This window comes from Streptomyces sp. NPDC096323, assembly GCF_040302845.1.
Classification (GTDB): Bacteria; Actinomycetota; Actinomycetes; order Streptomycetales; family Streptomycetaceae; genus Streptomyces.
In genome coordinates, this window is record NZ_JBEOSI010000012.1 from 102,864 (window position 1) to 127,300 (window position 24,437).

A 24,437-nucleotide genomic window follows, 5' to 3' on the forward strand; every position below is an offset into this window, starting at 1 on the left:
GGCACGAAGCGGGGGCCAAGCTTTGTGTTCCCGGGACAAGGACCCCGGCCTGCCGCACGCCTAGCTTCAGTGCACATCACTGAAGCTTCGAGCAGGAGGATTCCCATGAGCGAGGATCTGAGCGGCAAGACAGCCGTCGTCACCGGAGCCGCGAACGGCATCGGTTTCGCGATCGCCGCCCGGCTCGCCGAGGCGGGCGCGAGCGTCGTCGTCTCCGACATCGACGAGAGCGCCGCCAAGGCGGCGTCGGACAAGATTCCCGGCTCGATGCCCTTCGCCTGCGACGTACGCGACGAGAACCAGGTGAAGGCACTGGTCGAGGCCACCGTAGAGCGGTTCGGCGCCCTGCACGTCATGGTGCCCAACGCGGGTGTCGCCAAGGCCATGCCGCTCGTCGAGATGGACCTGGCCGCCTGGCGCGAGGTCACCTCGGTCAACCTGGACGGCGTCTTCCTCGCCATCCGCCACGCGGCCCCCGCGATCATTGCCGCGGGCGGCGGCAGCATCGTCACCCTCGGCTCGGTCACCGCGCTCGCGGGCACCCCGCTGATCGGCCACTATGCCGCGTCCAAGGCGGCCGTCGTCAACCTCACCAAGACTGCGGCCACCGAGCTGCGCGCCCACAACGTCCGGGTGAACGCGGTCCTCCCCGGCTTCGTCGGCACCCACCTGGTGACCAGCCAGGTCGACAGCTTCGAGCAGCAGCTCGGCGTCCCGGCCGGCGGGTTCGCAGCGCTGATGGACCAGAAGCAGGGCCGCCTGGGCACGGTCGAGGAGGTCGCCGAGGCGGTCCTCTTCCTGGCCGGCGACCGCTCCTCGTTCTGCAACGGCTCGGGCCTGCTCCTCGACGGCGGCCTGAACGCGTCGCTGTTCTGACGCCGCGAGCCCGGTCCCGTACTCCCGAAAGGTACCCGCACCATGTCCCTGACCTACCTGCCCTGGCGCCGCCCCGCCGCGTACGACGCGCGGCCGTGTGTCGGTGACGAGCAACAGGCGCTCACCTACGCGGAGTTCACCGACCGCGTCGAGGCGGTCGCCGAGCAGTTCGCCGAGCGTGGTGTCGGCCCGGGCTCGGTGGTCGCGATCATGCTGGCGAACCGGGTCGAGCTGCTCGTCTGTCTGGTGGCCGCCTGGCGGGTGGGCGCCGCCGCGACCCCGGTGAACCCGGTGTTCACCGCCACCGAGGCCGACTACCAGATCGCTGACTCGGGTGCGGTGCTCGTCGTGACCGCGGGACCGGGCGCCCCCGACGGGGGCCGGCCCTCCATCACCGTCGACGACCTTCGCCGTGCGCCGGCGGGTGGCGCGCTGCCCGCCCCGGCGACGGCTCCCGGCGACCGGGCCCTGCTCATCTACACGAGCGGGTCCACGGGCCGTCCGAAGGGTGTGATCCTCGACCACGCCAACGTCGACGCGATGGTCTCCTCGATCTCCGCTCACCTGGAGATCACCGGGGACGACCACTGTCTCCTCGTACTGCCGCTGTTCCATGTGAACGCCATCTGCGTCAGCTTCCTCAGCACGCTGCGCGCGGGCGGCCGGCTCTCCGTCCTGAGCCGTTTCCTCCCGGTGGACTTCCTCGCCGCCGTCGAGCGGCTGCGCCCCACGTTCTTCTCCGCCGTGCCCACGATCTACGCCCATCTGGTCGGTCTTCCGGCCGAGTCGACCGTGGACACCTCCTCGGTGCGGGTGGCGATCTGCGGCGCGGCGCCCGCCACCGAGGAACTCCTCGCGGCGGTGGAGTCCCGCTTCGGGTTCCCGGTGATGGAGGGCTACGGCCTGACCGAGGGCAGTTGCGCCTCCACCTCCACCCCGCTGGGCGGCCCGCGCCGCGCGGGCACGGTCGGCGTGGCGCTGCCCGGCCAGCGGGTGGCGATCAAGGGCCCCGACGGCACGCTGATGCCGACCGGCGAACGCGGCGAGATCGTCATCCAGGGTGACAACGTGATGCGCGGCTACCTGGGACGCCCCGACGCCACCGCCGAGACCCTGCGCGACGGCTGGCTGCACACCGGCGACGTCGGCATCCTCGACGACGATGGCTATCTCCGGATCGTCGACCGCATCAAGGACATGATCATCCGGGGTGGCGAGAACCTGTACCCCAAGGAGATCGAGTCCGTCCTGCACCAGCATCCCGCGGTGCAGGAGGCGGCCGTCGTCGGCGCCCCGCACGCGACATACGGCGAGGTGCCGGTCGCGTACGTATCCGCCTATCCGGGATGCCCGTTGGACACCGACGAGCTCCGCGTCCTGTGCGCCGAACGGCTCACCAAGGTGAAGATCCCGGTCGCCGTGCACGTGCTCGACGCCCTCCCGAAGAACCCGGTCGGAAAGATCGACAAGCCCGCCCTGCGCGCCCGTCTCGCTGCCCCCGCCACCCCCACCGCCACGGATTCGTCCGCCGACACCCTTCAGGGAGCCTGACCATGGGATTCCTCACCCCCGATCCCCCACAGGAAGACCCGCAGACGCTCCTGGCCCGCCCGTTTCTGGAGCGGATCAGAATCCTCAGCACGCACTGGGTCGAGCACGGCTTCGGCGCCGCCCGCGCCGTCTCCTGGATCTATGTACTCAAGTTGGCCGTGCTCTACTGCCTGGGCGGTCTCCTCGTCGTCCGGTACACCTCGGACGTCGGCCCGTTCTCGGACTTCACGTCGTGGTGGAGCGAGCCGATCCTGTACCAGAAGCTCATCCTGTGGACGGTGCTCCTGGAGGCGCTGGGCCTCGCGGGCTCCTGGGGTCCGCTGGCCGGGCACTTCAAGCCGATGACGGGACCGGTCCTGTACTGGCTGCGGCCGGGCACGTTCCGGTTGCCCCCGTGGCCGGGCAAGGTCCCGCTGACCGCCGGTGACACCCGCACCGTCGGCGATGTCCTGCTCTACGTCGCTCTGTTGGCGAGCCTCGTCGTCGGCCTGGTCCTTCCGGGCTCTGCGGACAGCTCGCTCACCACGACACTGCCGGACAGCACGGGCGGCCTGGTGATGCCCGCCGTGCACGTCGTCGTCGCCGTCCTGCTCGTCCTGTGCGGGCTGCGTGACCGGCTGATCTTCCTGGGCGCCCGCGGCGAGCAGTACCTGCCCGCGATCGTCCTGTCGGCGGCCCTCGGCTTCACAGACATGATCATCGCCTGGAAGCTGCTCATGGTCGTGGTGTGGATGGGCGCCGGCATCTCCAAGTTCGGCAAGCACTTCACCAACGTCATACCGCCGATGATCTCCAACGGTCCGTTCCTGCCGTCGAAGTGGCTGCGGCGGGCGCACTACCGGGACTACCCGGACGACATCCGCCCCTCCCGTCTCGCCTGGGTCATGGGGCACATCTTCGGCACCACCGTCGAGCTGGGCCTCCCGCTGGTCCTGCTGTTCTCGCCGAACCGCACGGTCACGGTGCTCGCCGCGGCCGCGATGGTGCTCTTCCACGTGTTCATCCTGTCCACGTTCCCGCTGGCGGTGCCGCTGGAGTGGAACGTCCTGTTCGCGTTCGGCGCGGTCTTCCTCTTCGTCGGCTACCCGGCGCAGAACGGATACGGCGTCCTGGACTTCTCCCAGTGGTGGATGCTGCCGCTGATCTTCGTCGCTCTCGCGTTCATCCCCGTCCTGGGCAACTTCCGGCCCGACCTCGTCTCGTTCCTGCCGTCGATGCGTCAGTACGCCGGCAACTGGGCCTCCGCCACCTGGGCGTTCGCCCCCGGCTGCGAGGAGCGCCTGAGCGAGCTGGGCACCCCCGCGGACATCCAGGTCGAGCAGATGCAGAAGATACTCATGGCCTACGACGAGGGCGCCGCCCAGGTCGCCATGCAGATGCCGCTGGCCTGGCGCTCGCTGCACAGCCAGGGCCGCGGCCTGTACTCCGTCATGACGCGTCACCTGCCCGACATCGACAACTACACCGTCCGCGAGGCCGAGTTCGTCTGCAACCAGCTCACCGGCTGGAACTTCGGCGACGGACACCTGCACGACATCCGGCTCATCAACGCGGTGCAGAAGCGGCTGAACTTCGCGCCCGGCGAGCTGACCGTCGTCTGGGTCGAGTCCCAGCCGATTCACAAGGACACCCAGAGCTACCAGATCATCGACGCCGCCCTCGGCGTAGTGGAGCGGGGCACCTGGAAGGTCGCGGACTGCGTGGAGCGCCAGCCCTGGCTGCCGGAGCCGCTGGGCCCGGTGCCGGTCGAGGTCGCATGGGTGCGCACGGACGACGACCAGGTGCCGGACTCGCTGGTCGCAGGGAGCTGAGCCAGATGAGCACAGCAGTCGTCGTGGGCAGTGGCCCCAACGGTCTCGCCGCCGCGATCCGGCTCGCGCAGGCCGGGCTCGCGGTCACCGTTCTCGAAGCAGCGGACCGCCCGGGCGGCGGCACACACACGTCGGAGCTGACCCTGCCGGGGCTGCTGCACGACGATTGCGCGGGCATCCACCCGACGGGTGTCGCCTCGCCCTTCCTGTCGTCGCTCGGCCTGGACCGCTTCGGTCTGCGCTGGCGCTGGCCCGAGATCGACCTCGCGCACCCGCTGGACGACGGCCGGGCCGCCGTGATCGACCGCGACATGCAGCGCACCGAGGCGTCCCTCGGCCGGGACGCGGCGGCGTGGCGGCGGCTCTTCGCCCCGCTCGCCGCCCGCTTCCCGAAGATCGCCGAAGAGGTCCTGCAGCCGGTGCCTCATCTGCCGCGGCACCCGGTGGCTCTCGCCCGCTTCGGGATGTTCGCCCTGCCGCCCGCGACGTGGACGGCCCGCCTGTGGCGGGACGAACCGGCCCGCGCCCTGTTCATGGGCGTCGCCGCGCACGCCTTCGGCCGGCTCGACACGCCGCTGAGCGGCTCGGTCGGGATGCTGATGGCCGTGGCGGGCCACGCTGTCGGCTGGCCCGTCGCCGAAGGCGGCACCTACGCGATCACCGCCGCGATGATCCGGCTCCTGGAGAGCCTGGACGGCGAGGTCCGCACCGGCGTCACGGTCACTGGGCTCGATCAGCTGCCCGACCTCCTCGGCCGTGCACCGGACTTGGTGCTCCTGGATACAGGGCCGCACGCCGCCGCCCGCATAGTCGGCGACCGGCTGCCGCCCCGGGTCCGCCGCGCCCTGAACCGCTACCGCTACGGCCCGGCCGTCCACAAGGTCGACTTCGCGATCGACGGAGACGTGCCCTGGACCAACGAGGACTGCCGCCGCGCGGGCACCCTCCACCTCGGGGGCGGCGCGGCTCAGATCGCGGCGGCCGAGGCCGCCTCCGGGCGCGGCGTCATGCCGCGCCGGCCCTTCGTCCTGGTCGGCCAGCAATACCTGGCCGACCCGTCGCGCTCCGTCGGCAACGCCAACCCGCTGTACGCCTACGCGCACGTCCCGCACGGCTACGCGGGGGACGCCACCGACGCGGTCGTCGGTCAGATCGAACGCTTCGCCCCGGGCTTCCGCGACCGCATCCTGGCCACACATTCCCGCACGACACAGCAACTCGGCGCCGGTAACGCCAACTACGTGGGCGGCGACATCACCGGCGGCTCCAACCACGCCCGCCAGCTCGTCCTGCGCCCCCGGCTCACCACCCATCCATACAGCCTGGGCGTGCCCGGCGTGTACCTCTGCTCGGCGTCGACCCCGCCGGGCGCCGGCGTGCACGGCATGTGCGGGTTCAACGCGGCGGAGTCGGCCCTGGCCCACTTGGACACATCGCCCCGCAGCCCGGCCGAGGCCACCCGATAGCCGCCCGTAACCACCCCCGCAAGGAAAGGCCCCGTACCCGTGCAGACCTGGTCGTCCGACCGCAGCATCGCCACCCCGCCCGCCCGCTTCATCCGCGCCGACCGCGTGGAGCGCGACGACTCACCGCTGAACGCCACGCTCTACGAGTCGCGCGTCCTCGACGCGTACACGATCGGTGTGCAGGCGTACGTCTACGGCTGGCCGACAGTGGCGAACTGGCAGATCCGCTCCCGGATGCTCGACCCGGACTTCCCTCAGCACGCCCCGCTGGGCGCGTTCCTGCACGAACCACTGCCCGCGGACCACCACTACCGCCTCTTCGTCACCCCGAACGCGGACCTGCTCTACTCCGAGGCGTTCGTGGACCTGCGCGACGAACCCACACTGCTGCACGTCCCGAACACCGGCAACATGCGCTACTGGGCGGCGCAGATCCTGGACAGCTTCACCGACACCGCGGCCAACATCTCCAGCCGCTCGGTGGGTTCGGGCCCGGGCGACTACGCGCTGACGGGGCCCGGCTGGGACGGTGTGCTGCCGCCGGGCGTCACGCAGGTGCGCGTTCCCACCCGTACCTGTTTCATCCTGCTGCGCACGCTCTTCGAGACCGAGGCGGAGCTGCCGGCCACCCGCAAGATCCAGCAGCAGTTCACCCTCGCCCCCCTCTCCCACGTCCTGGCCGGCACCGCCTACGAGCCGCCCACGATCACGGCGGCCGACCCCCGGCGCGACGTACCGCAGGACGAGGAGGAACTCTCCACATCCCTCTCCTTCTTCACCGTCCTGAACCGCTGCCTGACCGAGGGCGGCGTGCGCCCCGGTGAAGAAGGGCTGCTGCACCTGTTCGCCCGGATCGGCGTGGGCCCCGGCCACGCCTTCGACCCGGACACCCTGGACTCCGCCACCCGCGAGGGCCTCACCCGGGCCCTGGCCGACGGCTGGACACTCGTCCAAGCCCGCTCGGCCACCGCCCGCACCGTCTTCCGCAACGGCTGGGTCCTGCCCGACCCGATCGCGCAGACCGGTTCCTACGGCCACGACCACCTCCAGCGCGCGGGCGTCGCCCACCGCGGCATCTACGCGAACACCGCGGACGAGTACGCCGCCCTGCCCGCGGTCCTGGACTCCGTGGGCCGCCCGCTGGACGGCGGACACACATACACGATCCACATGGACGCCGACCAGATCCCGCAGGTCGACTCCTACTGGTCCATCACCCTCTACTCGCTCCCCGACCGCGCCCTGACGAACCACCCGTCGGGCCGCACGACGGTCAACAGCCTCCAACCGGAGCTGCGTTACGGATCCGACGGCTCGCTCGACATCACCATCCAAGCCGACGCGCCGAGCCCCGACGACCGCGCCAACTGGCTGCCCTGTGTCTCCGGGCCGTTCCAGCTCATCCTGCGCGCATACGGCCCCACCGACCCCTCCATGCACCGGGGCGAGTGGCCCGCACCCGCCATCAAGCGTGCGTAATAACTATACTTTTGACGGACTTCTACACTTTTGCTACGAGGGGCGAGCGATGACTCACCTGCACGACGCGCGGCTGACGGGCGACGAGACGATCGAGACCTCGTTCGGGACGCTGAAGCTCGAACACACCTTCCCCACCGACGAGACGTCCGCGCTGCTCTACGACCGGATGGACGCGCAGCGCGCCGCCCAGGCGTACCTGTGGGCGCTGCCCCTCGTCGGGTTCGCGACCTGGCGGGAGCGGGCCGCCGAGACCTTCGGGGCCACCGGATTCGGCGACTTCGTCGTCTACGACTCGCTGCGCGAGAAGCGCGGCATCGTGACCGCGAACCTCACCACCCCGTACATCATCAATTTCACGAACCTCGCGGGCGGCCCCGTACTCATCGACTACCCGGCGGGCCCCACCGCCGGCGGTGTCCTGGACTTCTGGCAGCGCCCGGTCGTCGACCTCGGCCAGACCGGGCCGGACGCGGGCAAGGGCGGCGGCTACGTCATCCTGGGTCCCGGCCACGACGAGGCGCCGTTCGCGGACTCCGGCCGGTACGTGGTCCGCTCCGAGACGGTGAACATCTTCATCGCCTTCCGCGTCCTTACACAGGACCCTCAACTCATGGCCTCGGCCAAGGAGGGGCTGAAGCTGTCACGGGCCGGAGCGGAGCCCGCACCCGTGCGGTTCATCGAGAACGTCGACCGCGAATGGAGCGCGACCCCCGCGCGCGACCTGCAGTTCTGGAAGGACCTCGCGACCATCCTGTCGGAGGAGCCCGTCCGCCAGGTCGACAAGGCACTCACCGCGATGCTGGAGCCGCTGGGCCTCGTCAAGGGCGAGCCCTTCGCACCGGACGAGCGCCAGACGCGCATCCTGGAGGAGGGCGCAGCCCTCGGCGAGCTGTACGTCCGCAACCTCCAGGTCAACCCCCGCTACACGGAGCCGTATTGGAAGGACACCAGCTGGTACAAGAGCTTCGACTTCGAAGTCGAGCAGGAGACCGGCACCACCCTGCAGCTCGACCAGCGCGCCACCTGGTTCTACGAGGCCGTCACGAGCACCAAGGGCATGGTCCACCCGACGCCGGGGGCGGGCCAGGTCTACATGACTGCCAAGCGCGACAGCGAAGGCCACCTCCTGCGCGCGGACCGGACCTACCGGCTGCACGTGCCCGCGAACGTGCCCGTCGCCCAGTTCTGGTCAGTCACCCTCTACAGCGAGGACACCCGCCGCCCGTACGACAACGGCGGCACCGAGATCCGCAGCGTCAGCCTGGACAGTCACGACGAACAACTCCAGGCCAACGACGACGGCAGCATCGACCTGTACATCGGCCCGTCCGCCCCGGCCGGCACCGAGAACAACTGGATGAAGACCGTCGCCCAGGACGGCTGGTTCGTCTACTTCCGCCTCTACGCCCCGACCGAGCCGTTCTTCGACAAGACCTGGGCACTGCCCGACTTCCAAGCCCTGTGACGAAATCAAACTCGTCGACATCCCCGCCTGGCGCCTCGCCGAACTCACCCAGCTCCCCGTTCCGGCCAGACTCACCAAACCCCACTCCCTCGTGGCCGCCCTGCAACAACGGCCACAGCCCATGGGGCTCACCAAATCCATCCAAGGCCGAGCCCTGCGCATCATCCAGGCCCTCATCATCGCCACCGAATCACAAGGCCATAAGGCAGCACTCGGAACCACGCAAGGCGCTCCCCCACCCCACCGTCGCCGCAGCGCACCACCGCTCACCATCACCGCCCAAGGCGAAAGCGTCGGATTCCTCGTCCTTCAAGAACAGGACCGCAGCGAACACATCCCCACGACAAGGAACTCGCCGACGCCAAGAAGCACTCATGGATGCGCATCGCCCGCTTCGACTACACCCCCTCAAACCGCGTGCGCTTCATCCTCCGCGGCGGCAGCCCGCACCGTGCGAGCGAATGGGCCGATGTCCCCGACCGGCGCCCGGCTCCAGCACCTCACCGAGTCCGCCGCAGCGCCGAAGCTGCCCACCCCGCCCAAGCCCAGCGGCGACGACCTCAAGCCTTTCCTCGGCCACTGGAGCCCTTACGGACCCCGTTCCTACTGAGCCTTAAATCAGGCGATATCGAGCACCGGTTCACCAAGAGGCGGTAAAGAGGGAGCCCCCTCAAGCCGTACTCGACACACCGCCACCTGCAGAAACGGGCATCTGGCACCACATCAGAACGTGCGTCAAACGTGCGTCAGAAGGGCCCGACGTGCGTCGAATATGCGTCAAGATATCGCCCGTAACGCCCAGAGCGCACATAACGCACACTCGGCGAAACCGCAGGTCAGGCACCCTTTGCGGCGGGCTCAAGGATCGCGACGCACTCGACATGATGGGTCATCGGAAACAGGTCGAACGCCCGCAGCGTCCGCACCTTGTAGCCGCCCTCGGCGAAGTACGCCAGGTCCCGTGCCAGTGCCGCCGGGTCGCAGGCCACGTACGCGATCTTGCGGGCCCCGAGCTCCGACAGGCGCTTGACGACCTGCTTGCCGGCTCCCGCTCGCGGCGGGTCCAGGACGATCAGGTCGCACTCGGTGATGCCCGTGCGGGGCAGGACCTGGTCGACCTTGCCGTGCTCGATGCGGACCCGCTCCAGGTCCTTGAGGTTGTGGCGGGCGTCCTCGACCGCGCGCTTGCCGGACTCGATGCCGAGCACCGCGCCCTTCTCGCCGATGCGCTGGCCGATGGCGCCGGCGAAGAGGCCGACGCCGCAGTAGAGGTCGAGCGCCGTGTCGTTCTTGCGGGGCAGCAGGCCCTGCATGACGGCGCGGACGAGGGTGTCCGCCGCCTGGGGGTGGACCTGCCAGAAGCCGCCGGAGCCGACGCGGTAGGTGCGGTCGTCGGCGCGTTCGCGCACGAAGCCGCGGCCGTGGACGCGGTGCACGCCGCCGTCGCGTTCGTCGACGCGCAGCACCGAGACCGGCTTGTCGAGCTCGACCAGCGGGAGGCGGCCGCCCTCGCGCGGGGTGAGGATGACCTGGCGGTCGTTGGAGCCGGTGGCGGCGATGGCCTCCACCGTGGCCATCTGGGGCCAGTCCTGCTTCTCGATGCCGAGTTCGGTGACGCCGGGGGCGGCGATCATGCACTGGTCGATGATCTCGATGTCGTGCGAGCGGTGCTTGCGCAGGCCGACGCGGCCGTCCTCGTCGATCGCGTACTGGACGCGCGTACGCCAGGCCGGAACCTCGCCCGCCGGGAGCTTGTCGCCCTCGGCCGGCATGACGGTGCCGTCCCAGCCCGCCTCCTCCGGGGTGAGGCCCGCGAGGCGCTGGAGCTGCTCGGCGATCACTTCGCCCTTGAGGCGTCGCTGGGCGCCGGGCTTGGCGTGCTGCCAGTCGCAGCCGCCGCACTTGCCGGGGCCGGCGAACGGGCACGGGGCCTTCACCCGGTCCTTGGACGCCTCGATGATCCGCACCGCGTCGGCGCGCAGGAAGCGGGAGTCGGTGGCGCCGTCGGTGACCTTGGCAATGACCTTCTCGCCGGGCAGTGCGTGGCGTACGAAGAGGACCTGGCCCTCGGAGGTGCGGGCGATGCAGTGGCCGCCGTGGGCGACCGGGCCGACCTCGACCTCGTACTCCTGCCCCACGAGCGATTCCGCGGTCTGCGGCGGAGTGGATTCGTTCTGCATGCGGGGAGGGCTCCAGAGATCAGGGGAACGGCGAACGGCCGGACAACAACCTACGAGTCTACGTGGGTGTCGTCCGGCCGCTTACCAGGAACGGATACCGCAGGAACCGCTACGGGGCGTCAGCGCCGCCGCATCAGCCCCGCGCTCAGCTCTTGTGCGTCGGCTCCTTCGTCCTGCGCTCCACGGGACCGCGCCGCACGGCGCCCGGGGCGTTCCACTCGGCCCGCTTGCGGGCCCGCTTCTTGGCCGCCTCGGAGGACTCGAGCTGGTAGGGCACCGAGGTGACCATCACGCCCGGGGTGAAGAGCAGCCGGCCCTTGAGCCTGAGGGCGCTCTGGTTGTGGAGCAGGTGCTCGTACCAGTGGCCGACGACATACTCCGGGATGTAGACGCTCACGACGTCGCGCGGGCTCTCCCGGCGCAGGCCCTTGACGTACTCGATGACCGGGCGGGTCACCTCGCGGTAGGGCGAGTCGAGGATCTTCAGCGGTACGTTGATGCCGCGCCGCTCCCAGTCCTCCTTGAGCGCCTTCGTCTCGGCCGGGTCGACGCTGATGGACAGCGCCTCCAGGTGGTCCGTGCGGATCAGCTTCGCGTACGCGAGGGCGCGCAGGGTGGGGCGGTGGAGCTTGGAGACCAGGACGATCGAGTGGACCCGGGAGGGCCGGACGCTCTCGTCGGAGGGCGTCTCGTCGGCGGCGATCTCCGCGGCGACCCGGTCGTAGTGCTTACGGATCGCGGTCATCGTGCCGTAGAAGATCACCATGCCGAGCAGCGCGACCCAGGCGCCGTGGGTGAACTTGGTGGCGAGGACGACGACGAGCACCAGACCGGTGAAGAAGGCGCCGAAGGTGTTGATCGCGCGGGAGCGGATCATGTGGCGGCGCTTGGCCGGGTCCTTCTCGGCGCGCAGGTGCCGGTTCCAGTGCCGGACCATGCCGGTCTGGCTGAGCGTGAAGGAGACGAACACGCCGACGATGTACAGCTGGATCAGCCGGGTCGAGTCGGCTCCGTAGATCCAGACCAGCAGGATCGCCGCACCGGCCAGCAGCACGATGCCGTTGGAGAAGGCGAGCCGGTCGCCGCGGGTGTGGAGCTGGCGGGGCAGGTACCGGTCCTGGGCCAGGATCGAGCCGAGCAGCGGGAAGCCGTTGTACGCGGTGTTGGCGGCCAGGAAGAGGACGAGGGCGGTGGCCGCGGCGAGGATCACGAAGAAGAACGTGCCGTCGCCGAAGACCGCGGCCGCGACCTGGGAGATGACCGGGTCCTGGACGAAGGACGAGCCGACCGGGGTGCCGTTGTTGATCAGGTCCTTCGCCGGGTTCTCGGCCATCTTGACGTCGGTGGCCATGGCCAGCCCGATGATGCCGCAGAACATGGTGACGGCCAGCAGGCCCATCATCGCGAGCGTCGTCGCGGCGTTCTTGCTCTTCGGCTTGCGGAAGGCGGGGACGCCGTTGCTGATGGCCTCGACACCGGTCAGAGCCGCACAGCCGGAGGAGAACGCGCGCAGCAGCAGGAAGACCAGGGCGAAGCCCGCCAGCCCCCCGTGTTCGGCCTTGATCGTGTAGCCGGAGGTCGGGGCGTGCATGGCGTCGCCGAGGACGAGTCCCCGGAAGGCGCCCCACGCGATCATGATGAAAACGCCGGCCACGAAGAGGTACGTGGGGATGGCGAAGAGCTTGCCGGACTCCTTGACGCCCCGCAGGTTCATCAGCGTCAGCAGCACGATGGCCGCGATGGCACAGGGCGTCTTGTGCTCGACGACGAACGGAACCGCTGAACCGAGGTTCTCCACCCCGGAGGCGATGGACACCGCGACGGTCAGCACGTAGTCGACAAGCAGCGCGCTCGCCACGGTCAGTCCGGCCTTCGGGCCGAGGTTGGTCGTGGCGACCTCGTAGTCGCCGCCACCGCTCGGGTACGCGTGCACGTTCTGCCGGTAGGAGGCGACCACGGTGAACATGAGGACCACGACGGCGACCGCGATCCACGGGCTGAAGTGGTACGCCGACACGCCCGCGATGGACAGCACCAGGAGGACTTCTCCGGGCGCGTACGCCACCGAGGACAGCGGGTCGGATGCGAAGACGGGGAGGGCGATGCGCTTGGGGAGGAGCGTCTCCCCCAGTTTGTCGCTGCGCAGGGCCCGGCCGATCAGGATCCGTTTGGGCACGTCGGTCAGTTTGGACACGCTGAGGATCGTAAGGGTTCCGTACGCGGGCCACCCACCCACCACCCCCGTGGCCGCGCAATCTCCTGCGCCTGGCCGGAAAAGCCACGGAATCCTTAACGGAATCCTTGCACCGTGACCGCCCGGAAGCCCCTCGAAAGGCTCTTCGAGGGCAGCCCGGGTACTTCGCGGCACGTCGCCTTTGCCACAGTGCCCCCGGGATGAGCACACTCGGATGAAGCAACGCACCCGGCGCCGCTTAAGCTCATCCTGGGCAACGGGAACAACCGTTGCCCCATTGTTTGCCCGGCCAGCCGAGGAATGAGTGTGAGCAGGGTGTTTTCGCAGGTCAGCCGGACGACCAGGACTGCGAGGTAGGCGCAAGGTGCACATCGTCATCATGGGCTGCGGGCGTGTGGGGGCCGCTCTCGCGCAGACCCTGGAGCAGCAGGGGCACACGGTCGCCGTCATCGACCGGGACCCCACGGCGTTCCGGCGCCTCGGATCCGGCTTCGGCGGCCGTCGCGTCACGGGCGTCGGGTTCGACCAGGACACCCTCCGCGAGGCGGGGATCGAGGAAGCCGGCGCGTTCGCCGCCGTGAGCAGCGGCGACAACTCCAACATCATCGCGGCCCGCGTGGCGCGCGAGATGTTCGGCATCGAGAACGTCGCGGCCAGGATCTACGACCCCCGGCGTGCCGAGGTGTACCAGCGCCTCGGCATCCCCACGGTCGCCACCGTGCGCTGGACGGCCGACCAGATGCTGCGCCGGCTGCTGCCTTCGGGCGCGGAGCCGCTGTGGCGTGATCCGAGCGGTGGTGTGCAGCTCGCGGAGGTCCACACCACGCCGTCCTGGATCGGCCACAAGATCAGCACCCTGCAGGAGGAGACGGGCGTGCGCGTGGCCTTCCTCACCCGGTTGGGCGAAGCCATACTGCCGTCGTCGCAGACGGTGCTGCAGGAGGGCGACCTCGTCCACGTGATGATGCGTACGGACGAGATCGCGAAGGTCGAGGCGGCCTTCGCCGAGGGCCCCGAGGAAGGCGGTCACTGATGCGTGTCGCGATTGCCGGGGCCGGCGCGGTGGGCCGTTCCATCGCGGCCGAGCTGCTGGAGAACGGGCACGAGGTGCTGCTCGTCGACAAGGCGCCGACCGCCATCTCGGTGGAGCGGGTGCCGATGGCCGAGTGGCTGCTGGCGGACGCCTGCGAGATCACCTCGCTGGACGAGGCGGCGCTGCAGCGCTGCAACGTCGTGATCGCGGCGACCGGCGACGACAAGGTGAACCTGGTCGTCTCGCTGCTCGCCAAGACGGAGTACGGCGTGCCGCGCGTCGTCGCCCGGGTGAACAACCCGAAGAACGAGTGGCTGTTCAACGAGTCGTGGGGCGTCGATGTGGCGGTCTCCACGCCGCGTCTGATGTCGGCTCTGGTCGAGGAGGCGGTGAGTGTCGGCGATCTGGTCCGGCTGCTGCGCTTCAGCCACGGCGACGCGAACCTGGTCGAGCTGACGCTGCCGCCGGAGTCGGCGCTGGCGGGCACGCCGGTCGGGGAGGTCGCCTGGCCGGAGGACACCTCGCTGGTGACGATCATCCGCGGGCAGCGCGTGCTGACGCCGAGCGTCGAGGAGACCCTGGAGGCCGGGGACGAGCTGCTGTTCGTCGCCGCCCAGGCGCGTGAGGAGCAGCTGGAGGACCTGCTGTCGGTGCGCCAGGGCGACCCGGAGAACTGAGAGCGACTGAAGCCGTGAGAGGGGCCCGTGACCGCCGGTGGCGGTGACGGGCCCCTCTCACGTCGGACGTGCTGCTCAGAAGTCCTGGCTGCGGGCCGCTTCGGCGGCGGCTGCTGCCTTACGGGCCTTCTCGGCCTGCTCCTGTGCCTCCATCTCGGCGAAGACGTCGATGGGCGGCGGCGCCTTCGCGAGGAAGACCCAGGTGAGGTAGACCGCCAGCAGGAACGGCGGGATCTTCAGGGCGATCAGGACCCAGCCGAACTGGGTGGTGTCGGCCCACCAGTACAGCGGGAAGAGGATCGCGCACTTGGCGAGCAGGATCAGTCCCCAGGCGTAGCTGGCCTTGGCGTAGGCCTTCTTCCGGCCGGGGTTGCGGGTGCGCCAGGAGAGGTTCTCCTTGAACACCGGGCCCAGGATGAGGCCGATCAGCGGGAGACCCGCGAGCGCGGTGATCAGGTAGGCGAGGGCCAGGCCGAGCGTGTAGATCATGCCCGGGAGGTAGAAGTCCTTGGCGTTGCCGGTCATCTTCGCGAAGACGACGCCGAAGGCCACCCCGAAGACGCCGCTGAAGGCGTGCTTGACGGTGTCCCTGCGGATCAGCCGGACGGCCACGAGCACCAGCGACACGGCCACGGCCGCGATGGCCGAGTTCGTCAGGTTCTTGTCGATGGTGAAGATCGTGACGAAGAGGAGTCCGGGCAGGACCGTCTCCACCATGCCCCGGATGCCGCCGAAGGCCTCGAAGAGCGCGGCCTCCGTGACCGCCTTCGCGTCGGCCTGCTGCTGGTCGGTGGTGCGGTCCGTGTCGGACGTCGGCTTGTCGAGAGACGTCACCGGCTACTCCTTGCCGAGCGGTCGGAGTTCGTATTTGGGGTTGAACAGCACCCGGCGCCCGTGACTCATGGAGATGCGGCCGGAGGCGATGAGCTTGCGGCCCGGTTCGATGCCCACGATGGAGCGGCGGCCGAGCCAGACCACGTCGAGCGGCGCGGTGCCGTCGAAGAGCTCCGCCTCGAGGGCGGGCACTCCGGCGCGCGGTCGCAGGGTGACCGTCCGCAAGGTACCAGTGACCTTCACGATCTGGCGGTCGGTGCACTCGGAGATCCGGGTGCATCCGGATGCCTGCGAGTCCTCCTCCAGCTCTTCGCACTCCAGATCTTCCTGGGAGGTGGAAAGCCGGTCGAGCATCCGCCGGAAGCGCCCGGACGGCCGCCCGGCCTTCTGGGACTTCTCGAATCGAGGAACAGCACTCATACCCGAAGGGTACCGGTCCCCGGAGGTCCTGGAGGGTGGCCGCCGTCTCACTCGAACGGGTGAGGCGGAACTCCTTCCGCGGGCTTACGGGCCGGCTCGAAGCGGTAGCCCATCCCGGGCTCGGTGACGAAGTGCCGGGGGTGCGAGGGGTCGGCCTCCAGCTTGCGCCTGAGCTGGGCCATGTAGACCCGCAGGTAGTTGGTCTCGGTGCCGTAGGACGGCCCCCAGACCTCCTGGAGCAGCTGTTTCTGGCTGACCAGCCGGCCGCTGTTGCGGACGAGGACCTCCAGCAGGTGCCACTCGGTGGGGGTGAGCCGTACGTCGCGTCCCTCGCGGTGGACCTTCTTCGCGGCCAGGTCGACGGTGAAGCCCTCGGTCTCCACGAGCACGACCGCGTCGCCGCCGTCCTGGCCGACGGGCTCGGCGCGGCGCACCGAGGCGCGCAGCCGGGCCAGCAGCTCGTCCATGCCGAACGGCTTGGTGACGTAGTCGTCGGCCCCGGCGTCCAGTGCCTCGACCTTCTCGTCGGAGGTGTGCCGGGCGGAGAGCACCAGGATCGGTACGCGGGTCCAGCCGCGCAGCCCCCGGATCACGTCGACGCCGTCCATGTCGGGCAGCCCGAGGTCGAGGACGACGACGTCGGGGTGGCGGGCGGCGGCCAGCTGGAGCGCGGTGGCCCCGTCGGGCGCGGCGTCCACCTCGTACTTGCGCGCCTTCAGATTGATCACGAGGGCGCGTACGATCTGCGGCTCGTCGTCGACCACAAGCACCCGGGTCATCGCGGTCCTGCCTTTCTGCTGTACGTGGATGTGCGGAGGTCCTCGCGGGTCATGAGGTGACCCGTGCGGGCAGGTCCGGGCCGGCCGGGACGTGTCCCGGGGCCGCCTTGAGGGTCAGGACCATGGTGAGCCCTCCGCCGGGGGTGTCCTCGGCGTCCAGCGTGCCGCCCATCGACTCGACGAAGCCGCGGGCCACCGCGAGGCCGAGGCCCACTCCGGCTCCGCGCGGGGCGTCGCCGTAGCGCTGGAAGGGCTCGAAGATGCGTTCCTTGGCCTCGTCGGGGACGCCCCGGCCGCCGTCGGCCACCCGTAGCTCGACCCGGGCGCCCAGTGCGCTGGCGGCCACCGTGACGGGTGCGCCGTCGGGGCTGTATTTGACGGCGTTCTCGACGATGTTGGCGACGGCCCGCTCCAGCAGTCCGGGGTCGACGGCGACCATGGGCAGCGTTTCGGGGATGTCCAGCTCGACGCTGTCCTCGGGGACGCCGCCCAGGGCCATCGGCACGACCTCGTCGAGGTCGATCTCGCGGATCAGCGGGGTGACGGTGCCGGTCTGCAGGCGGGACATGTCGAGGAGGTTGCCGACGAGGTGGTCGAGGCGGTCGGCGCCGTTCTCGATGCCTTCGAGGAGTTCGGCCTCGTCCTCCTCGGACCAGGCGACGTCGTCGGAGCGCAGGGAGCTGACGGCGGCCTTGATGGCGGCGAGGGGCGTCCGCAGGTCGTGGCTGACGGCGGCCAGCAGAGCGGTCCTGATCCGGTTGCCCTCGGCGAGCCTGCGGGCCTCCTCGGCCTCGCCGACCAGGCGCCGGCGGTCCAGGACGACGGCGGCCTGGGCCGCGAAGGCGCCGAGCACGCGGCGGTCCTCGGCGGGCAGCACCCGGCCGGAGAGCGCCAGGGCCATGTGGTCGCCGACGGGCATGTCCACATCGGCGTCCTCGGGCCGCGCGACCGGCGCCGGGCCGACGCTTCCGGCGCACGTCCACGGGTCGACGTCGCTCTGCCGCTCCAGCAGGGCGACGGACTCCATACCGAAGGTCTCGCGGACCCGGTCCAGGAGTGCGTCCAGGGTGGTCTCGCCGCGCAGCACGCTGCCGGCCAGGAAGGAGAGGATCTCGGACTCCGCGCGCAGCCTGGCGGCCTGGTGGGTGCGGCGGGCCGCGAGGTCGACGACCGAGGCAACCGCGACGGCCACCGCGAAGAAGATCACGATGGCGACGAAGTTCTCGGGGTCCTGCACGGTCAGGGTGTGGGTGGGCGGGGTGAACCAGTAGTTCAGCAGCAGCGAACCCACGGCGGCCGACGCGAGGGCGGGCCGCAGTCCGCCGAGCAGGGCGGCGGCGACGGTCATGAAGAGGAAGAGCAGGACGTCGTTGGCGAGCCCGGGACCGTTCTCCATGCCCTTCAGGAGCAGCGACAGGAGGACCGGGCCGCCCACGCCGACGAGCCAGCCCCAGATGATGCGGGCCCGGCCGAGCCGGGCGCCGCGGGCGATGGGCAGGCCGCGGCCCTTGGCGACCTCGTCGTGGGTGACGATGTGGACGTCGAGGTCGGTGCCGGAATCGCGGGCGACGGTGGCGCCGACGCCGGGGCCGTAGATGTACTGCCAGGCCTTGCGGCGGCTGGAGCCGAGGACGATCTGGGTGGCGTTGACGCCCCGGGCGAACTCGAGGAGCGCGGAGGGTATGTCGTCGCCGATGACGTGGTGGAAGGTGCCGCCGAGGTCCTCGACGAGCGTGCGCTGGACGGTGAGCTCCTTGGGCGAGGCCGACGTCAGTCCGTCGCTGCGGGCGATGTAGACGGCGAGGATCTCGCTGCCGGATCCCTTGGCCGCCATCCGGGAGGCGCGGCGGATGAGGGTGCGGCCCTCGGGACCGCCGGTGAGCCCGACGACGATGCGCTCACGGGCCTGCCAGGTGGTGCGGATGTTGTGCTCGCCCCGGTACTGCTGGAGGTACTCGTCGACCCGGTCGGCGACCCAGAGCAGGGCCAGCTCGCGCAGGGCGGTGAGGTTGCCGGGGCGGAAGTAGTTGGAGAGCGAGGCGTCGATCCGGTCCGGCTTGTAGATGTTGCCGTGGGCCATCCGGCGGCGCAGGGCCTGGGGCGACATGTCGACCAGTTCGAGCTGGTCGGCGCGGCGGACCACCTCGTCGGGCACGGTCTCGCGCTGGCGTACGCCGGTTATGGACTCGACGACGTCCCCGAGGGACTCCAGGTGCTGGATGTTGACCGTGGACACCACGTCGATGCCGGCCTGGAGGAGTTCCTCGACGTCCTGCCAGCGCTTGGCGTTGCGGGAGCCCGGCACATTGGTGTGCGCGAGTTCGTCCACCAGGGCGACGGCCGGGGCCCGCTCCAGGACGGCGTCGACGTCCATCTCGGTGAAGGCGGCGGAGCGGTATTCGATCGTGCGCCGCCGGATCTGTTCCAGGCCGTGCAGCATGACCTCGGTGCGCGGGCGGTCGTGGTGCTCGACGAAGCCGACGACGCAGTCGGTGCCCCGCTCGACCCGGCGGTGCGCCTCGGAAAGCATCGCGTACGTCTTGCCGACGCCGGGTGCCGCACCGAGGTAGATCCGAAGTTTGCCGCGCGCCATGGCCTCATTGTCTTTCTGAAACCGGGCTCTGTTCGCCGAGACCGGCGGCGGCCCATGCGGCAGCCACTGTCGAAACTACCGCGTGGATTTCCGGCATATCGGGCGAGGGGTGGAGGCTCGGTCCCTCTTGACGTAATTCTGATGCCTGGGCGGAGGGCCGGCAGCGCGTGCGCGGGTGGCCCAGGACGGGGCAGCGCCCGGGTCCGGCCTCAACGGCGGACCCGGGCTTTCGGCGCGTTCAGCCCGTTCCCGGGCCGTTCACGAGGTCGCGCAGCGCGATGTTGAGCTGGAGGACGTTGACGCGGGGTTCGCCGGCGAAGCCGAGGATGCGGCCGTGGGTGTGCTGGTCGACGAGCTCCCGGACCTGGGCGGCGTCGAGGTGGTTGCGTGCGGCGACGCGGTTCACCTGGAGCTGTGCGTACGCCGGGGAGATGTCCGGGTCGAGGCCGGAGCCGGAGGAGGTGACGGCGTCGGCCGGCACGTCGGAGGGGCTGACGGGGTGGCCGGGGACGGAGTTGTCCCTGACGACGGCGGCCTTGGCGGCGGTGACCCAGCCGATGAGTTCCCTGTTGTCGCCGGAGCGGTTGGTCGCGCCGGAGAGGAGCAGGGAGTACCGGGTGTTCACGCTGTTGGTGCCGAGGCCGTTCGAGGGGCGGGGCTGGAACCACCGGAGGTCGGGGGCCGGGGTCTCCTGGCCCTTCTTCAGCGGCAGGTCGTAGCGCTGGCCGATGAGTGCGGAGCCCGCCACCTTGCCGTTCGCCGTGATCTCGGAGCCGTTGGCGCGTCCGGGCATGAGCCCCTGGGCGATGCCGGTGACGGCGAGCGGGTAGAGGACTCCGCAGACCAGGGTGAGGACCAGCAGCGCGCGCAGTGACGCCCAGAGCAGCCGGGCGGGGTTTCCTGGGGAGTTGTTCATGACAGGTCAGCCGATTCCGGGGATGAGGGAGAGGAGCAGGTCGATGATCTTGATGCCGATGAACGGGGCGATCAGCCCGCCGAGCCCGTAGACGCCGAGGTTGCGCCGGAGCATCGCGTCGGCGCCGCTGGGCCGGTAGCGGACGCCCTTCAGGGCGAGCGGGACCAGCGCGACGATGATCAGCGCGTTGAAGATCACGGCGGACAGGATCGCGGACCGCGGCGAGGACAGGTCCATGATGTTGAGCTTGTCCAGGCCGGGGTAGACCGCGGCGAACATCGCGGGAATGATCGCGAAGTACTTCGCGACGTCGTTGGCCAGCGAGAACGTCGTCAGCGCTCCGCGGGTGATCAGCAGCTGTTTGCCGATCTCCACGATCTCGATCAGCTTGGTGGGGTCGGAGTCCAGGTCCACCATGTTCCCGGCCTCCTTGGCGGCCGAGGTCCCGGTGTTCATGGCCACGCCGACATCGGCCTGGGCGAGCGCCGGCGCGTCGTTCGTGCCGTCGCCGGTCATCGCGACGAGTCTGCCGCCCGCCTGCTCCCGCTTGATGAGGGCCATCTTGTCCTCGGGGGTGGCCTCGGCGAGGAAGTCGTCGACGCCCGCCTCCTCGGCGATGGCCTTCGCGGTGAGCGGGTTGTCCCCGGTGATCATGACCGTACGGATGCCCATCCGGCGCAGTTCACCGAACCGCTCCCGCATGCCCTCCTTGACGACGTCCTTGAGGTGGACGACGCCCAGGACCCTGGCGCCCTCCGCGTCCCGGCGGGCCACCAGCAGCGGGGTGCCGCCGGCCGCGGAGATGCGGTCGGTGAGCGCCTGCGCGTCCGGGGAGACGCTGCCGCCGCGCTCCCTCACCCAGGCGACGACCGATCCGCTCGCACCCTTGCGGATCTCGTGTCCGTCGACGTTCACGCCCGACATACGGGTCTGGGCGGTGAAGGCCACCCACTCGGCGTGGGCGAGTTCGCCCCGGTGGCGTGCGCGCAGGCCGTACTTCTCCTTGGCGAGGACCACCACGGACCGGCCCTCGGGTGTCTCGTCGGCCAGCGAGGAGAGCTGGGCGGCGTCCGCGAGCTCGGCCTCCGTCACGCCGGCCACGGGGAGCAGGGCGGCGGCCCGGCGGTTGCCGAGGGTGATGGTGCCGGTCTTGTCGAGCAGCAGCGTCGAGACGTCGCCCGCCGCCTCGACGGCGCGCCCGGACATGGCGAGCACGTTGCGCTGGACGAGGCGGTCCATGCCGGCGATGCCGATCGCGGAGAGCAGCGCGCCGATGGTGGTCGGGATCAGGCAGACCAGCAGCGCGGCCAGCACGGTCACGGACTGCTCGCTGCCGGCGTAGACGGCGAATGGCTGCAGGGTCACGACGGCGAGCAGGAAGACGACGGTGAGGGATGCCAGGAGGATGTTCAGGGCGATCTCGTTGGGCGTCTTCTGCCGGGCCGCGCCCTCGACGAGGGCGATCATCCGGTCGATGAAGGTCTCCCCCGGCTTGATGGTGATCTTGACGACGACGCGGTCGGAGAGCACCTTCGTACCGCCGGTGACAGCACTGCGGTCGCCTCCGGACTCGCGGATGACCGGGGCGGACTCGCCGGTGATCGCGGACTCGTCGACGCTGGCGACGCCCTCCACGGCGTCTCCGTCGCCGGGGACGATGTCCCCGGCCTCGCAGACGACCAGATCGCCGACGCGCAGCTCGGTGCCGGGGATCCGCTCCTCGTCCGAGCCGGTGACCCGGCGGGCGACGGTGTCCGTCCTCGCCCTGCGCAGGGTGTCGGCCTGGGCCTTGCCACGCCCCTCGGCGACGGCCTCCGCCAGGTTGGCGAAGACCGTCGTCAGCCACAGCCAGAGCGCGATCGCCCAGCCGAACCAGTCGGCCGGATCCAGCGCCGCGAGCACGGTGGTGAGCACGGAACCGACCAGCACCACGAACATCACCGGCGACTTGGCCATCAGCCGTGGGTCGAGCTTGCGCAGCGCGAGGGGGAAGGAGGCGATCAGCATGCGGGGACCGAACGGCCCGGCGCCGACGCGCCCTTCGGGAGCGGACCCGGCCGGGGCGTCCTGGTGCGGTGCGCGGGGCGGGGTGACTGTGGACATGGAGTCCTCCTGCTTCGTACGGAGGGTCATGACGCCAGCCCCTCGGCCAGCGGTCCCAGAGCGAGGGCCGGGAAGTAGGTCAGACCGGCGATGATCATGATCGTGGCGACCAGCAGTCCGCTGAAGAGCGGTTTGTGGGTGCCGAGGGTGCCGGCGGTCGCCGGTACGGGCCGCTGCCCGGCCAGCGAGCCGGCCAGGGCCAGGACGAACACCATGGGCAGGAACCGGCCCAGCAGCATCGCGAGCCCGATCGTGGTGTTGAACCACTGGGTGTCCGCGTTGAGCCCGGCGAACGCCGAACCGTTGTTGTTGGCGCCGGAGGTGTAGGCGTAGAGGATCTCCGAAAAGCCGTGCGCGCCCGAGTTGGTCATCGAGTTCCCCGGTGTGGGCAGGGCCATCGCCACGGCGGTGAAGCAGAGCACCAGGGCCGGTGTGACGAGGATGTAGCAGGCGGCGAGCTTGATCTCGCGGGTGCCGATCTTCTTGCCCAGGTACTCCGGCGTACGGCCGACCATCAGACCGGCGATGAACACCGCGATGACCGCCATGATCAGCATCCCGTAGAGGCCGGATCCGGTGCCGCCCGGCGCGATCTCGCCGAGCTGCATGCCGAGCATCGTGATGCCGCCGCCGAGGCCGGTGTACGAGGAGTGGAACGAGTTGACCGCGCCGGTCGAGGTGAGGGTGGTGGCCACCGCGAAGAGGGACGAGCCGCCGACACCGAAACGGTTCTCCTTGCCCTCCATCGCCCCGCCCGCGATGTCGAATGCGGGCCCGTGATGGGCGAATTCCGTCCACATCATCAGCGCGGTGAAGCCGAGCCAGATGACGCCCATGGTGGCGAGGATCGCGTACCCCTGCTTCAGCGAGCCGGCCATGCGGCCGAAGGTGCGCGTGAGGGCGAAGGGAATGACGAGGATCAGGAAGACCTCGAAGAGGTTGGAGAGCCCGTTGGGGTTCTCGAAGGGATGGGCCGAGTTGGCGTTGAAGTAGCCGCCGCCGTTCGTGCCCAGCTCCTTGATGACCTCCTGGGAGGCGACCGCGCCGCCGTTCCACTGCTGCGCGCCGCCCGTGAACTGCCCGACCTCGTGGATGCCGGAGAAGTTCTGGATCGCTCCGCAGGCGACGAGCACGAGCGCGCCGATCACCGAGATCGGCAGCAGGATGCGCACGGTCCCGCGGACCAGGTCCGCCCAGAAGTTGCCGAGTTCACCGCTGCGGGTGGCGGCGAAGCCACGCACGAGTGCCACCGCGACGGCGATGCCGACGGCGGCCGAGACGAAGTTCTGCACCGCCAGGCCGCCGGTCTGCACGACGTGACCCATGGCCTGTTCGCCGTAGTACGACTGCCAGTTGGTGTTGGCGACGAAGGAGGCCGCCGTGTTGAACGCCTGGTCGGGGTCGATCGAGGAGAAGCCGAGCGAACCGGGCAGGGAGCCCTGGATCCGCTGCAGCAGATACAGGAAGAGGACGCTCACGGCGGAGAACGCCAGGACGCCGCGCAGATAGGCGGGCCAGCGCATCTGTGTGTTCGGATCGGCGCCGATGGCCTTGTAGATCCACTTCTCCACCCGCAGATGGCGGGGCGAGGTGTAGACGCGGGCCATGTGGTCACCGAGCGGGCGGTACGCCAGGCCGAGCGCCACGACGAGCGCGAGTACCTGGAGCACGCCGGCGAGGACGGGGCTCATAACGGGCTCAGAACCTCTCCGGGTACAGGAGGGCGAGGACGAGGTAGCCCAGCAGGGCCACGGCCACGACGAGGCCGGTCACGTTTTCCGCGGTCACAGCTTCGCCACCCCCTTGGCGACGAGTGCCACCAGCGCGAAGACCGCGATCGTGATGACGACGAAGGCCGGATCGGCCATCGGATGCTCCTGGATGAGGTGCGGATTTCTCGGACCTCTTGAGCAAACCTCCCGCCCGCACCCTTGTGACCTGCGTTGATGGCTTCCTTACGGGAACGGGCCCGGCCTTGACGGCGTCTGTACGTGCCCGATACGCGCCCCATACGGCGCGCACCGCCCACGCAAAAGGCCGGTGGCCCTGCCCCTGCG

At 70.1% G+C, this 24,437-nt stretch carries 19 protein-coding genes; 9 read left to right on the forward strand and 10 right to left on the reverse strand.

The window, feature by feature from the left end; translation table 11 throughout:
• Positions 1–105: 105 nt before the first annotated feature.
• The 7 genes from ABTX18_RS30105 (at position 106) to ABTX18_RS30135 (ending at position 9,261) form a co-directional block, all read left to right on the forward strand.
• Positions 106–876 carry a glucose 1-dehydrogenase gene (locus ABTX18_RS30105; RefSeq protein ID WP_352125945.1) on the forward strand — a complete coding sequence of 257 codons (771 nt, stop codon included), beginning with the start codon at positions 106–108 and terminating at the stop codon, positions 874–876.
• A gap of 42 nt (positions 877–918) precedes the next feature.
• Positions 919–2,427, forward strand: a complete 1,509-nt coding sequence (locus ABTX18_RS30110) for a class I adenylate-forming enzyme family protein (protein ID WP_352125946.1) — start codon at positions 919–921, stop codon at positions 2,425–2,427.
• Positions 2,428–2,429: 2 nt separating this feature from the next.
• Positions 2,430–4,238, forward strand: a complete 1,809-nt coding sequence (locus ABTX18_RS30115; protein WP_352125947.1) for a DUF3556 domain-containing protein — start codon at positions 2,430–2,432, stop codon at positions 4,236–4,238.
• A 5-nt stretch (positions 4,239–4,243) separates the two neighbouring features.
• Entirely contained in the window at positions 4,244–5,704 is a 1,461-nt protein-coding gene (locus tag ABTX18_RS30120; RefSeq protein WP_352125948.1) for a phytoene desaturase family protein, read from the forward strand.
• Between the two features lie 39 nt (positions 5,705–5,743).
• Positions 5,744–7,183 carry a DUF1254 domain-containing protein gene (locus ABTX18_RS30125; protein WP_352125949.1) on the forward strand — a complete coding sequence of 480 codons (1,440 nt, stop codon included), beginning with the start codon at positions 5,744–5,746 and terminating at the stop codon, positions 7,181–7,183.
• A gap of 49 nt (positions 7,184–7,232) precedes the next feature.
• Entirely contained in the window at positions 7,233–8,651 is a 1,419-nt protein-coding gene (locus ABTX18_RS30130; RefSeq protein WP_352125950.1) for a DUF1254 domain-containing protein, read from the forward strand.
• A 469-nt stretch (positions 8,652–9,120) separates the two neighbouring features.
• Positions 9,121–9,261 (forward strand): hypothetical protein, encoded by a 141-nt coding sequence (locus ABTX18_RS30135; RefSeq protein WP_352125951.1) that lies wholly within the window; start codon positions 9,121–9,123, stop codon positions 9,259–9,261.
• A gap of 226 nt (positions 9,262–9,487) precedes the next feature.
• Here the strand turns inward: ABTX18_RS30135 and ABTX18_RS30140 are convergent, their stop codons facing one another.
• Positions 9,488–10,831 (reverse strand): class I SAM-dependent RNA methyltransferase, encoded by a 1,344-nt coding sequence (locus tag ABTX18_RS30140; protein ID WP_352125952.1) that lies wholly within the window; start codon positions 10,829–10,831, stop codon positions 9,488–9,490.
• A gap of 145 nt (positions 10,832–10,976) precedes the next feature.
• Positions 10,977–13,025 (reverse strand): APC family permease, encoded by a 2,049-nt coding sequence (locus ABTX18_RS30145; RefSeq protein WP_352125953.1) that lies wholly within the window; start codon positions 13,023–13,025, stop codon positions 10,977–10,979.
• 364 nt (positions 13,026–13,389) lie between these two features.
• Here ABTX18_RS30145 and ABTX18_RS30150 point away from each other — a divergent pair, with 364 nt between their 5' ends.
• Positions 13,390–14,058, forward strand: a complete 669-nt coding sequence (locus ABTX18_RS30150; protein WP_114247122.1) for a potassium channel family protein — start codon at positions 13,390–13,392, stop codon at positions 14,056–14,058.
• On the forward strand, positions 14,058–14,735 hold the full coding sequence (locus ABTX18_RS30155; RefSeq protein ID WP_352125954.1) for a potassium channel family protein: 678 nt from the start codon (positions 14,058–14,060) through the stop codon (positions 14,733–14,735). The genes ABTX18_RS30150 and ABTX18_RS30155 overlap by 1 nt, the downstream gene beginning before the upstream one ends.
• A gap of 75 nt (positions 14,736–14,810) precedes the next feature.
• On the opposite strand, the gene ABTX18_RS30160 is transcribed toward ABTX18_RS30155, so the two are convergent.
• From ABTX18_RS30160 to kdpF, 8 genes are all read right to left on the reverse strand, one after another.
• Positions 14,811–15,569, reverse strand: coding sequence for a DUF3159 domain-containing protein (locus ABTX18_RS30160; RefSeq protein WP_352125955.1), 759 nt, complete (start codon positions 15,567–15,569; stop codon positions 14,811–14,813).
• 3 nt (positions 15,570–15,572) lie between these two features.
• The gene (locus ABTX18_RS30165; protein ID WP_352125956.1) at positions 15,573–15,989 is read right to left on the reverse strand and encodes an OB-fold nucleic acid binding domain-containing protein; all 417 of its coding nucleotides are present in this window, start codon (positions 15,987–15,989) and stop codon (positions 15,573–15,575) included.
• Positions 15,990–16,036: 47 nt separating this feature from the next.
• Entirely contained in the window at positions 16,037–16,768 is a 732-nt protein-coding gene (locus tag ABTX18_RS30170; RefSeq protein WP_352125957.1) for a response regulator, read from the reverse strand.
• A gap of 49 nt (positions 16,769–16,817) precedes the next feature.
• Positions 16,818–19,361: a DUF4118 domain-containing protein gene (locus ABTX18_RS30175; protein ID WP_352125958.1), complete on the reverse strand. Its 2,544-nt coding sequence runs from the start codon at positions 19,359–19,361 to the stop codon at positions 16,818–16,820.
• Positions 19,362–19,599: 238 nt separating this feature from the next.
• Complete coding sequence (locus ABTX18_RS30180; RefSeq protein ID WP_352125959.1) at positions 19,600–20,277, reverse strand: potassium-transporting ATPase subunit C; 678 nt, start codon at positions 20,275–20,277, stop codon at positions 19,600–19,602.
• A gap of 6 nt (positions 20,278–20,283) precedes the next feature.
• Complete coding sequence (kdpB, locus tag ABTX18_RS30185; protein ID WP_352126068.1) at positions 20,284–22,380, reverse strand: potassium-transporting ATPase subunit KdpB; 2,097 nt, start codon at positions 22,378–22,380, stop codon at positions 20,284–20,286.
• Positions 22,381–22,406: 26 nt separating this feature from the next.
• Positions 22,407–24,071: a potassium-transporting ATPase subunit KdpA gene (gene kdpA, locus ABTX18_RS30190; RefSeq protein ID WP_352125960.1), complete on the reverse strand. Its 1,665-nt coding sequence runs from the start codon at positions 24,069–24,071 to the stop codon at positions 22,407–22,409.
• Positions 24,072–24,078: 7 nt separating this feature from the next.
• Complete coding sequence (kdpF, locus tag ABTX18_RS30195; RefSeq protein ID WP_148021375.1) at positions 24,079–24,168, reverse strand: K(+)-transporting ATPase subunit F; 90 nt, start codon at positions 24,166–24,168, stop codon at positions 24,079–24,081.
• Positions 24,169–24,437 lie beyond the last annotated feature (269 nt).

What these genes read in the sequence shown, in the direction of transcription:
- ABTX18_RS30120 (WP_352125948.1), top strand. Translation starts at nt 4,244, where the DNA reads ATGAGCACAGCAGTCGTCGTGGGCAGTGGCCCCAACGGTCTCGCCGCC.
- ABTX18_RS30105 (WP_352125945.1), top strand. Translation starts at nt 106, where the DNA reads ATGAGCGAGGATCTGAGCGGCAAGACAGCCGTCGTCACCGGAGCCGCG.
- ABTX18_RS30135 (WP_352125951.1), top strand. Translation starts at nt 9,121, where the DNA reads ATGTCCCCGACCGGCGCCCGGCTCCAGCACCTCACCGAGTCCGCCGCA.
- ABTX18_RS30155 (WP_352125954.1), top strand. Translation starts at nt 14,058, where the DNA reads ATGCGTGTCGCGATTGCCGGGGCCGGCGCGGTGGGCCGTTCCATCGCG.
- kdpB (WP_352126068.1), bottom strand. Translation starts at nt 22,380, where the DNA reads ATGTCCACAGTCACCCCGCCCCGCGCACCGCACCAGGACGCCCCGGCC.
- ABTX18_RS30180 (WP_352125959.1), bottom strand. Translation starts at nt 20,277, where the DNA reads ATGAACAACTCCCCAGGAAACCCCGCCCGGCTGCTCTGGGCGTCACTG.
- ABTX18_RS30170 (WP_352125957.1), bottom strand. Translation starts at nt 16,768, where the DNA reads ATGACCCGGGTGCTTGTGGTCGACGACGAGCCGCAGATCGTACGCGCC.
- kdpA (WP_352125960.1), bottom strand. Translation starts at nt 24,071, where the DNA reads ATGAGCCCCGTCCTCGCCGGCGTGCTCCAGGTACTCGCGCTCGTCGTG.
- ABTX18_RS30140 (WP_352125952.1), bottom strand. Translation starts at nt 10,831, where the DNA reads ATGCAGAACGAATCCACTCCGCCGCAGACCGCGGAATCGCTCGTGGGG.
- ABTX18_RS30130 (WP_352125950.1), top strand. Translation starts at nt 7,233, where the DNA reads ATGACTCACCTGCACGACGCGCGGCTGACGGGCGACGAGACGATCGAG.
- ABTX18_RS30115 (WP_352125947.1), top strand. Translation starts at nt 2,430, where the DNA reads ATGGGATTCCTCACCCCCGATCCCCCACAGGAAGACCCGCAGACGCTC.
- ABTX18_RS30110 (WP_352125946.1), top strand. Translation starts at nt 919, where the DNA reads ATGTCCCTGACCTACCTGCCCTGGCGCCGCCCCGCCGCGTACGACGCG.
- ABTX18_RS30175 (WP_352125958.1), bottom strand. Translation starts at nt 19,361, where the DNA reads ATGGCGCGCGGCAAACTTCGGATCTACCTCGGTGCGGCACCCGGCGTC.
- ABTX18_RS30165 (WP_352125956.1), bottom strand. Translation starts at nt 15,989, where the DNA reads ATGAGTGCTGTTCCTCGATTCGAGAAGTCCCAGAAGGCCGGGCGGCCG.